The 2,029-nt window shown below is 41.1% G+C and carries 3 protein-coding genes and 1 pseudogene; 3 read left to right on the forward strand and 1 reads right to left on the reverse strand.

Annotated features, from left to right (window positions below; translation table 11 throughout):
- Positions 1-357: QueG-associated DUF1730 domain-containing protein (locus QZ055_RS09290; RefSeq protein WP_363179016.1), on the reverse strand; the 357-nt coding region annotated here is incomplete at its 3' end.
- Between the two features lie 154 nt (positions 358-511).
- Between QZ055_RS09290 and QZ055_RS09295 the strand changes: the two genes are divergently transcribed.
- From QZ055_RS09295 to QZ055_RS09305, 3 genes and pseudogenes are all read left to right on the forward strand, one after another.
- Positions 512-1,294 carry a xanthine dehydrogenase family protein subunit M gene (locus tag QZ055_RS09295; RefSeq protein ID WP_105090130.1) on the forward strand — a complete coding sequence of 261 codons (783 nt, stop codon included), beginning with the start codon at positions 512-514 and terminating at the stop codon, positions 1,292-1,294.
- The gene (locus QZ055_RS09300; protein WP_024065760.1) at positions 1,294-1,749 is read left to right on the forward strand and encodes a (2Fe-2S)-binding protein; all 456 of its coding nucleotides are present in this window, start codon (positions 1,294-1,296) and stop codon (positions 1,747-1,749) included. Before QZ055_RS09295 ends, QZ055_RS09300 begins: the two co-directional genes overlap by 1 nt.
- Positions 1,749-2,029 (forward strand): annotated as a pseudogene (locus QZ055_RS09305) (aldehyde oxidase); the annotation flags it as partial. The gene QZ055_RS09300 and the pseudogene QZ055_RS09305, both read left to right, overlap by 1 nt.

The raw sequence follows: 2,029 nt of genomic DNA on the forward strand, positions 1-2,029 counted from the left end.
GGGAGAGGTGTCACAATGTATAGAAAACTGAGCTGAAGTATTTATTTTTTGTAATTTTTCAATAAGTTTTTCTAAATATTCATTAATGACCAGGTGATAATCTGTACCCCATGTGTAGCGGGATAGATTGGATGGACCGCTATGTTCTACGTAGTATGGAAAGAGACAGACAATAGCACTTTTAGGTGTGAACTCAGTTGTTCCTAGTAGTCGTTCCTCCACATCTGCAGCTGTAAATGGACAGGGATTAGTTTCGTACAAAATGGTTTTTGCATTTTCAGGTAGAGGCCAAGGGGCAATCCCAAATTCATAAATATGTAATTCTTTGCAAAATTCCTGTAAATTTATATCTTTCATCATAGATTTAGTGGCGAATAATTGGTAAAATAAAAGTATAAGAAACGTGAGGAATTCTATAGATTCCTGCTAAGTTTGTAGTTCGGTGATATCTGTATTTTTGTGGTTATCATCCAGTTCTGTTAGTATTAGTATACCATTGAGAGGACAGATTATGTTAGCATTTATGAAAGTATTACAACCGAAGACGGTGGAAGAGGCTTATGAATTAGCCACAAAAAACAAAACTGCCCCAATGCTAGCTGGCGGCTGCTGGTTGCGTTTAGGTCGGCGCACATGGCCTGCAGTGATTGATATGGCTAGTCTTGACTTGCGTTATGTTCGCGAAGAGGATAACGAATTTGTCATTGGTGCTATGGCAACGCAAGGCGACGTGGAACGTTTTGAGCCATTACAACAATTCTGTGGTGGTGCTGTTGTTAAAGGTGTTAAAGAAATTCTTGGCATTCAATTCCGCAACACTGCTACTATGGGTGGATCTGTAGCAAGCCGCTTCGGCTTCTCCGACATTATTCCTGCATTAATGGCAGTACATGCAGACATCGTTACTTTTAAAGGCGGTCGCATGTCCATACATGACTATATGAAATACAGAGAACGTGATATCCTCGTGGAAATTCGTATCCCTAAAGTAGATGTGCCTGTAGCTGTAGAGGCTCTTCGCATCTCTCGTGGTGATTTCCCAGTGTTGACAGGTGCACTTCGCCGTGATGACAAAGGCGTTGAAGTGTACATCGGTACACGACCTGGCGTGCCTCAATTAGCAGAAAAAGCAAGTGCTCTGCTTTCAGAAAAAGGATTGTCTGCAGCAAAAGAAGCAGGTCAATTAGCATCTGAAGAGTTAGTTTACCAATCTAACTCTCATGCTTCCAAAGAATATCGCATGGAAATGGTAAAAGCTATGGTTCAACGCTTGTCTAAGGAGGTGGCACAATAATGGAACTCGTACTTAATATTAATAATAAAAATGTAACTGTTAATGTGCCAACGGATGAAATGTTATTGGATACATTGCGTAATCTTGGTTACTACAGCGTACGTTGTGGCTGTGACACAACAAACTGTGGCCTTTGCACTGTATGGGTAGATGACGAAATTATCTTGTCTTGTGCATATCCTACATTCCGTGCGCCAGGTCATAAAATCACTACATTAGAAGGCTTGCAAGAAGAGGCTGAATTATTAGCGGCTTGTATTGCTAGCGAAGGCGCTGACCAATGCGGCTTCTGTACAACTGGCATGATGATGAGTGCTATCAACTTGAAACGTAAAAATCCAAAGGCTAGTGATGATGAGATTCGTGAATACCTCATCGGTAACTTGTGCCGTTGTACTGGCTATGAATCACAACTTCGAGGGGTTCGTAAATTCTTAGAAGGAGGCCTAAAATAATGAATAAGCACATTGGTAAATCTTATGACAAGGTTGACTCTAAAGGTATTTTGACGGGCAAACCGTCTTATACTGGCGATTTTGTTCCAAAAGATGCGCTCGTTATTAAGGTTCTTCGTAGCCCTCATGCACAGGCGCGCATTAAATCAATCGATACATCTAAAGCTAAATTGATTCCTGGCGTAGAAGCAATCTTTACACATGAAGATGTGCCTAATACTCGTTTTACATTGGCTGGTCAAACCTATCCAGAGCCATCTGCTTATGATGCGCTTATCTT

This window comes from uncultured Veillonella sp. (assembly GCF_905209685.1).
GTDB lineage: Bacteria > Bacillota > Negativicutes > Veillonellales > Veillonellaceae > Veillonella.